Origin of the sequence: Mucilaginibacter flavidus, from assembly GCF_024055575.1 — a bacterium.
Taxonomy (GTDB): Bacteria; Bacteroidota; Bacteroidia; order Sphingobacteriales; family Sphingobacteriaceae; genus Mucilaginibacter; species Mucilaginibacter flavidus.
Map to the genome: position 1 here is coordinate 20668 of NZ_JAMXOE010000042.1, position 7843 is coordinate 28510.

7 protein-coding genes are annotated in these 7843 nt (G+C 46.0%); 4 read left to right on the plus strand and 3 right to left on the minus strand.

All coding sequences use genetic code 11. The annotated features are described in order from the left end of the window. Nucleotides 1-159 precede the first annotated feature (159 nt). From NAF19_RS29555 to NAF19_RS29565, 3 genes are all read left to right on the plus strand, one after another. On the plus strand, nucleotides 160-1437 hold the full coding sequence (locus NAF19_RS29555; RefSeq protein ID WP_252793990.1) for a M24 family metallopeptidase: 1278 nt from the start codon (nucleotides 160-162) through the stop codon (nucleotides 1435-1437). 159 nt (nucleotides 1438-1596) lie between these two features. Beyond that, complete coding sequence (locus tag NAF19_RS29560; protein ID WP_252793991.1) at nucleotides 1597-1986, plus strand: hypothetical protein; 390 nt, start codon at nucleotides 1597-1599, stop codon at nucleotides 1984-1986. Nucleotides 1987-2610: 624 nt separating this feature from the next. Next, nucleotides 2611-2916 carry a GIY-YIG nuclease family protein gene (locus NAF19_RS29565; RefSeq protein WP_252793992.1) on the plus strand — a complete coding sequence of 102 codons (306 nt, stop codon included), beginning with the start codon at nucleotides 2611-2613 and terminating at the stop codon, nucleotides 2914-2916. 465 nt (nucleotides 2917-3381) lie between these two features. Here NAF19_RS29565 and NAF19_RS29570 read toward each other — a convergent pair whose 3' ends face one another. After that, entirely contained in the window at nucleotides 3382-3762 is a 381-nt protein-coding gene (locus tag NAF19_RS29570; protein WP_252793993.1) for a hypothetical protein, read from the minus strand. A gap of 502 nt (nucleotides 3763-4264) precedes the next feature. Between NAF19_RS29570 and NAF19_RS29575 the strand changes: the two genes are divergently transcribed. Then, nucleotides 4265-4570, plus strand: a complete 306-nt coding sequence (locus tag NAF19_RS29575; RefSeq protein ID WP_252793994.1) for a GIY-YIG nuclease family protein — start codon at nucleotides 4265-4267, stop codon at nucleotides 4568-4570. A gap of 260 nt (nucleotides 4571-4830) precedes the next feature. Here NAF19_RS29575 and NAF19_RS29580 read toward each other — a convergent pair whose 3' ends face one another. Continuing rightward, entirely contained in the window at nucleotides 4831-5928 is a 1098-nt protein-coding gene (locus tag NAF19_RS29580; protein ID WP_252793996.1) for a DUF6371 domain-containing protein, read from the minus strand. A gap of 172 nt (nucleotides 5929-6100) precedes the next feature. After that, nucleotides 6101-7165 carry an AAA family ATPase gene (locus tag NAF19_RS29585; RefSeq protein ID WP_252793997.1) on the minus strand — a complete coding sequence of 355 codons (1065 nt, stop codon included), beginning with the start codon at nucleotides 7163-7165 and terminating at the stop codon, nucleotides 6101-6103. Between the last annotated feature and the right edge of the window lie 678 nt (nucleotides 7166-7843).

Here is a 7843-nt window from a genome sequence, read left to right on the forward strand (position 1 = left end):
TCCTCTAATCATGTAAATCATGGTTCAGAAAAAGGGTGGATGTCGAACAGCCATTCAACTTAAATTAACCACCGGCAATCCATCGAAATTATTTATAATTTAGCTTCAGTTAGCCGGGTGTTTATAGGTAAACAGCTGACCGCTTTAAAAAACCATTTTATGACTATTAAAAGAAGAGATTTTATCGGCATCACTACTGCAACCCTGGCAACCGGTATGTTAACAGGCATGGCCTCATGTACCGAAAGCCCGAAAAACGAAGCTGCCGGTGCAACGGCTACCCTGCAACCTATCACCGGCGATGTGGTGCCGATATCGCTGGCTGAAAGGCAGGCGAGGATTGCAAAAGCCCAGCGCCTGCTATCCGAAAACAAAATGGATGCTTTGGTGCTTGATGCGGGCACCGGGTTGCATTATTTTACCGGCATTACCTGGTGGCCCAGCGAACGCACTATGATGGCTATTATTCCTGCCAAAGGGGAGGTAAAATATGTTTGCCCCGGTTTTGAAGAAGCCCGCCTGCGCGAGCAGGTAACCATTGGAAAAGATGTGCACGCCTGGCAGGAAGATGAGAGCCCCTACCAGCTTATTGCCAAAGTAATTAAAGATGCCGGTGTTGTTTACCGGAGTGTTGCCATAGAAGAAAGCACCCGTTTTTTTATAGTTAATGGCATAAAGAAAGAGGCCCCGGATTTAAACTATGTAAGCGGCGACCCGGTAACCATCCCCTGCCGCTTAATTAAATCGGCTGCCGAAATTAAGCTGATGCAAAAGGCAAATGATATTACCCTCGCTGCCATCAAACACGCTGCCGGCCAGTTAAAGGAAGGCATGTCGCAGGGCGAACTTTCGTCGATAATTATGTCGGCTCAAAGCCAGCTGGGCGGCGCACCCGATTTTGCTTTATGCCTGTTCGGTAAGGCTTCGGCCTTTCCGCATGGGTTAAAAGAGCCGCACCAGCTTAAAAAAGGAGATATGGTGCTGATGGATTGCGGCTGCGTGATTGAGGGGTATAATTCAGACATTACCCGTACCATTGTTTTTGGCGAACCAACCAAACGGCAGCAGGAAATATGGTCGCTCGAAAAACAGGCGCAGGCCGCAGGCTTTGCCGCCGCAAAGATCGGGACGCCTTGCGAAGCCGTTGATGCCGCTGCCCGTAAAGTAATTACCGATGCAGGTTTCGGGCCGGGCTACAAATTACCCGGACTGCCACACCGCACCGGCCACGGCATTGGTATGGATGGGCACGAATGGGGCAATATGGTGAAAGGCAACAAGCTATTGCTGCAGCCAGGCATGTGCTTTAGTATAGAACCAAATATTTCAATTGTAGGCGAATTTGGCGTGCGCTTAGAGGATTGTGTGTATATGACCGAACAAGGCCCGAAATGGTTTTCGCAGCCAAGTAAATCAATTAGTGAGCCGTTTGCTTAAGGGGTTATAGTTAATTATTTGTGCTGTATAACCGCACCTTAATGGGTTCTGTCCGTCCGTTTTGTGGAATGAGTGAATGCGGACAAGTTTGCGGACAAAGGCGGACGGGGGTTAAGCGATATTTACTATCCTATTCTTCATATTAGATGATAATTTTACATGAAAAAAATATTCATAATAACCAGTCTACTTTTAGCAGCATGTGTTACAAGAAAAGTATTAACAAGCCATCAGGGTCAAAGCGATTCGTATTTGGTTTATAAGATAGACTCCATCAAAAGCCTGTATATTATATATGCAAAGAAAAACGGAGTTAGATACAAGATACTATCTCAAAAGGAGTATCCAAAGTATGGCGATGATATCAAACTCAATAACTATTATAACTTCATAATGCAAACCTTGTTCACTCAAAAAGAGGATTTAGTCCAAGGAATGTATTTTCATGATGTTGCAATAGCTATCGAAAGGGATTCAATTATGAGCCTACACGAAGCTATAAATGTTAGAGGATTGAAACTTATTGATAATAAACCCAATAAGAAATGATGTCTATTCTCATCCTGGCGCAAGTATGGGGTCTTGTCCGTCCGTTTTGTGGGCCGGGTGCATGCGGACAAGTTTACGGACAAAGGCGGACGGGGTTTAAACAATAGCATTTGTCTACATAGCGTGCGGGCTACCTAAACGCGAGGGCACAAGTCTGGAGACTTGCGGCAGCAGAGGAGGGTTTGCCGCCTACACATTACCAACGCCGTCATTGCGAGGAACGAAGCAATCTTTACGCGTGCAAATCAGGGAGCAAAAGCTTTGTGGTGACCTGTCAGCCGCATTTTGATCTTCACAAATATTTCGGTTCGTAGATTGTCCTGTGCAGTCCGCCAGCTGGCGGATCGTTCCTCGCAATGACGCGCGGAGAGGGCGGTCGTTCCTCAATGGCGCGCGGAGAGGGTTTGCCGCCTACACATTACCAACGTCGTCATTGCGAGGAACGAAGCAATCTTTGCACGTGCTAATCAGGGAGCAAAAGCTTTGTGGTGACTTATCAGCCGCATTTTAGGCTTCACAAATATTTCGGTTCGTTGATTGTCCTGTGCAGGGATTGCTTCGTTCCTCGCAACGACGGGTGGAGAAGGTTTGTACGTAATTTAAGATAATTTTATAATTTGCGCAATGGTATTTGTACAAGGTGGCTGCGTTTACATAATGACCAATAAGCGGCACACTGTTTTATACGTTGGTGTTACCTCTGACCTTACAGGGCGGGTTTGGGAGCATAAAACACATTTTTATCCGGATAGCTTCACCGCAAAATATAATTGCGAAAAGTTGGTATATTATTGTTTCTACCCACGTATCGAAGAGGCAATTGGTGTTGAAAAAGCCGTTAAAGGTGGTAACAGGAAAGCTAAAATTAAATTGATTAACGAGTTAAATCCCGACTGGATTGATTTGTATGATAAGTTAATTGAGGAATAAAAAACAATCACAACCACCAACACCGTCATTGCGAGGCTGGCTGCTTGCAGACGGCTTCGAAGCAATCTCTGCGCCGTGCTGCATTGGGATAAAAAGCTTCGTGGTTACCTGCAGGCGGATGCAAGGTCTCCATTGGCTTCGCGGTTCGTTGATTGTTCTGTGCAGAGATTGCTTCGTTCCTACCCTAAGCAAGGCGTACATGCCACTTCGCTCATGCTTCGAGTGCCTCAGCATGACGCCCTTTTTTGATATCAAACGTGTGATGGCATGTCACCCTGAGGCACTCGAAGGGTGCGCGTAAAGGCCCTTGCCCGCGTGCTAAGCACGTCGTACCGGCCACTGCGCTGATGCTTCGAGTGCCTCAGCATGACACCCTTTTTGTCATTTCCTTTTAAGATGCCAGAGAATTTTATGCCTCAGCATCACACCCGACCAGTTGGCAGACAGCTTGACAGTCTTTTAAAATCAATCCACCATAATCAGTGTATCAAAGGCCTCGCTTCGGTACTTTATAATAGTATCCACACTGCAGTCTTTCGACTTATACACACTATCCGGGCCGATTGGGCTACCGGTTTCTTTGTATATCCCTATAATCCGGTTGCTGATTGCAGTGTCCCCGTGTTGGTAGATCTTGCATAAACAAAGGGCGAAGTTGTTTTGAGCCGCCCGGTAAATGTCATAATCGGGTGAATAACCATTGTGGTAATTAAAATGAACTGTGCAGGACCTGAATTGTAAAGTCTGCGTTTTCCGCTCATTGATATAAGGGATGATCACCGTAAAAATTACCACCGCCAGGGCAAGTATGCCCAGTACTATTGCAGCTGTTTTGCGTTCTTCCATAATTGTGGGATTGTTTTAGTTTAATACGTTTTTTTGGGGAAAGGTGACCCTTCCACGCCGCTGCCGCAAGCCTCCCCGTCTTCTCGCGCGAGTATGACGCGCAGGCCCCAGGCGAAAAGGCTACTCGTGCGCCGCTGACAGGTAGCCAACTTGCACGCGGCGCCTTACCCCACAAAATCATTCCGGTTCATTGATTGTCCTGTGCAGTCCGCCAGCTGGCGGATCGTTCCTCGCAATGACGCGCGGAGAGGGCGCTCGTTCCTCAATGGCGCGCGGAGAGGGTTTGCCGCCTACACATTACCAACGTCGTCATTGCGAGGAACGAAGCAATCTTTGCACGTGCTAATCAGGGAGCAAAAGCTTTGTGGTGACCTGTCAGCCGCATTTTGATCTTCACAAATATTACGGTTCCTGATTGTCCTGTGCAGAGATTGCTTCGTTCCTCGCAATGACGCGCGGAGAGGGAACGTACATGATTTAAGATAATTTTATAATTTGCAGGATGGTATTTATACAAGGTGGCTGCGTTTACATAATGACCAATAAGCGGCACACTGTTTTATACGTTGGTGTTACTTCTGACCTTACAGGGCGGGTTTGGGAGCATAAAACACATTTTTATCCGGATAGCTTTACCGCAAAATATCAATGCGAAAAGTTGGTTTATTATTGTTTTTACCCACGTATCGAAGAGGCAATTGGCGTTGAAAAAGCCGTTAAAGGTGGTAACAGGAAAGCTAAAATTAAATTGATTAACGAGTTAAATCCAGACTGGATTGACCTGTATGATAAGTTAATTGAGGAATAAAAAACAATCACAACCACCAACACCGTCATTGCGAGGCTGGCTGCTTGCAGACGGCTTCGAAGCGATCTCTGCGCCGTGCTGCATTGGGATAAAAAGCTTCGTGGTTACCTGCAGGCGGATGCAAGGTCTCCATTGGCTTCGCGGTTCGTTGATTGTCCTGTGCAGTCCGCCAGCTGGCGGATCGTTCCTCGCAATGACGCGTGGTGAGGGCGTTTCGTTCCTCGCAATGAAGCGCGGGGAATGGCGCTTCGATACCTTCTTTACCTCTCCCCTTCCACCTCCCATTCCAGCAACTTATTATCAATCCATTTATCCGCAATATCAACGCCACGCTGCTCGTCGTAAGCAGTGGGGTTTTGCGTTAGGGTAGTGTCAATTACAAAGGTGGCGGTGGGTATGCGGGCGTTTAATTCGCGTGCTTTTGTATGCCATTTGGCATAGGCGTTAACATCGGGATAGAGGCGTACGGTGCGGTGTTTTAATACCTGGCATTTTTCTTCTGTTAGGCCCTCCAGGCTACCGGCTGCCAGCCAGATGTAATTGGGCAGGTACATGCTGGCTATAATGGCGGTTTTCTCGCTTTCGGCTATAGCTACGGTTTTAAAGGGTTCAAGTTTCAACAAGTGCTCCCCAAATAAACATTGCTTGAGTTGGTAGTCTGAAGCTACAGTGTGCAGGATGCCTTCCGGGTTTTTGGTATAATCTGAGAGGTTAGTTTTAGGTTCAACCGGGGTATTCGTACAGTTATCAACGTCAGCCAAGGCATCTTTCGGACTTTCCGGACTTTTCCGACTTTCCAGACTCCGCAACTTCCCGACTAACCTGTGCACCCAGGCAATATGGTTAAACGGCTCCTTCACGCGCTTACAATCCTTACCGTTATAGAGCATTATTTTGCCGGTGCGTACCTTGTCGTCATTGTCGATCTGCCAGAAGATGGTGGCGCCGGGCCAGTGTTTGGCGCAGCCTATGCGGTATTTTTCAATGAGGTGTATAGCGCCATCGGCACCAAACATACGGGCCAAAAACATGCTGAAATTGTTTTTATCGTAACCGCGCATGGTGCCGGCGACTATTGATTGGGGGATGGTATCGAAATACTGGGTTTTGTCTGTCATGGTGTAATTGGGTTTAAAGCGGGGCACATAGGCTTGCGGGTTGGTTTTAAAAAATTCGCGGGGCTTAAAGTGATAGCCGCATTTTTCAAGGCGGTCACATTTGCCTACATGATCGGCAAGGTAGCTTTGGGTTTCAGTATCAATATACCGTGTAAAGGTGTTGCGGCGGTGGCGGCAATTGGGGCACATAAAACGGCAGTCCATACCTTTATAGGGTTCGAGGGTGTAACGGTGTTTCATTGGTTTATTTGGTGAAGTTGGCAGTTAACGGTTGGCAGTAACAGGCGGGTAGCACACTGCTCACTGCAAACTGCTTACTGCAAACTAATTTAAGCGGAGGGTTTATTGGCGGGATTTTGTTTTTGTCCGTTTGTTTTTTCGGGCTCGTCCAAAAAAACAAACGGACAAGCGGTTACTTGTTTTTATCGGCAGCTTTCAGCAACCTGTCGACCTTTTGAAAGGGGATGCTAAGCTTTTCGCCAATGTCGCGCAGGGTTAAGCCTTGCAGGCGCAGTTCTACAACTTCATCTATTTGGCCGTCGTTCAACTTTTCTTTTAGCTTACGTATGTGGTCGAGTTCGTTGCCATAGCTTACAAACTGGTATTGCAAAAAATTTCCGGGCTTATTAATACGGCACAGGCAAATATTATCGTATCCATAAACCTGTTCGGTATTACGCTGTTTAATCTGCTTTAAATAGCGCAGGCCTTTGTCAACGTTGCTTTCGCCAATGGTAAAGGCGCTGTCGCAAAAGTTCATCAGCATTTTGCTGCCCTGCAAATCATTTAAAGTGATGGGCTGGGTAAGGTCGCGTTTGGGGGTATGGGCGAGTACCAGCATGGATAGGTCGTACTTTTTCTTTAATGCCTTTAGCTGCTTCATTAAAGGCAGGGCATCTTTAGCCTGCTCGGTTTCGTTACGCAGGTAGGTAAGGTTATCGATAATTATAACTTTCACCTTGCTTTGCACTATGGCACGTTCCAGGCTGGCAATAAGGTACTCGTCGAACGTGTCAAATCCAGCCGGCACATCAATATCCATATTCAGTTCGGCACGGTAAAAATCGTTCTTAAAAATATAGTGGTTTTTGTAGTCGTCAGAGTAGCGCGCCTCAAATTGCTTATCGGTAAGCTCAAAATCGCAATATAATACGCCTTGCGGTGTAGCCTCGAGCACAAATGGCGATATGTTTTTACCGGTACTTATAGCATTGCCAATTTGAACTGCCAATATTGATTTGCCCAGGTTACTATCGGCAAAAAGGATGCACAGCTCGCCCTCGTACCAAAATTTACCGAACAGCATTTTAGGTACCGGCCTGCTGCTGGCATGCCTGAGGCAGCTATTTGCGGTTTTAACCATCAGTAATTCATCGGGGTTGTGCTGGTGAGGGATGAGTTTATCGAGCACTGCCGGGGTTAATTCATCCATTGTTTTGATGTAGCTGACTTTTGCAGCCGGTTGATTGTGTTGCATATTGATATGTTTGGTTTTGTTTATTGCGATAAAAAGCAAGGGTGCGACAGGTGAAGCAGGCGACCTGGTGATGGTAATAACACCAGCACCGCGATGAAAAAAATGAATGCGATTTAGAAAATACCTCCCCCATTAACCCCTTTAACAAGGGGCCTTTATCCGGCGTGTTTTGCAGCGCCGTGACCTGGTGATTATGATTTGAATTTTGTCCGTTTGTTTTTTTGGACGAGTGGAAAAAAACAAACGGACAAGAACAAGATTAAAATTATCGGGAGATTATGTTCACTACAAATGTACAAAAATTTATTTATTATACAAGAATAATCTGTGATAATTTCTTAGTAAATCACGAGTAAAATATCTAATATACTGTAAATAAACAAGATAATTTTTATGCCGATAATAAATAAATTCAAGAAATAAAATAAAGACAAAACAGATTGTTCTGTAAGTTAGTTTAAATCATTTACAGTACAGACTTGTATTAGTGATGGAAGCGGATACCGGCCGGGCGTGGACCTAAAGTTATCAAGCTAAGCTTTTTTAGCCCTCTTTACGCGCAGCGTGACCGTTGCGCAACTATTTGTAATATTATACAGTCGTGAGCCTGTTCAGCTGTTCTTTGAACTATTGATTAAAACGATGTCGGCAAGTTTGCCGGGTATTGTTGTTTAGGTG

Excerpts from the sequence above, each read along its gene's own strand:
- NAF19_RS29570 (WP_252793993.1), bottom strand. The coding sequence starts at position 3,762 with ATGGAAGAACGCAAAACAGCTGCAATAGTACTGGGCATACTTGCCCTG.
- NAF19_RS29575 (WP_252793994.1), top strand. The coding sequence starts at position 4,265 with ATGGTATTTATACAAGGTGGCTGCGTTTACATAATGACCAATAAGCGG.
- NAF19_RS29585 (WP_252793997.1), bottom strand. The coding sequence starts at position 7,165 with ATGCAACACAATCAACCGGCTGCAAAAGTCAGCTACATCAAAACAATG.
- NAF19_RS29555 (WP_252793990.1), top strand. The coding sequence starts at position 160 with ATGACTATTAAAAGAAGAGATTTTATCGGCATCACTACTGCAACCCTG.
- NAF19_RS29580 (WP_252793996.1), bottom strand. The coding sequence starts at position 5,928 with ATGAAACACCGTTACACCCTCGAACCCTATAAAGGTATGGACTGCCGT.
- NAF19_RS29560 (WP_252793991.1), top strand. The coding sequence starts at position 1,597 with ATGAAAAAAATATTCATAATAACCAGTCTACTTTTAGCAGCATGTGTT.
- NAF19_RS29565 (WP_252793992.1), top strand. The coding sequence starts at position 2,611 with ATGGTATTTGTACAAGGTGGCTGCGTTTACATAATGACCAATAAGCGG.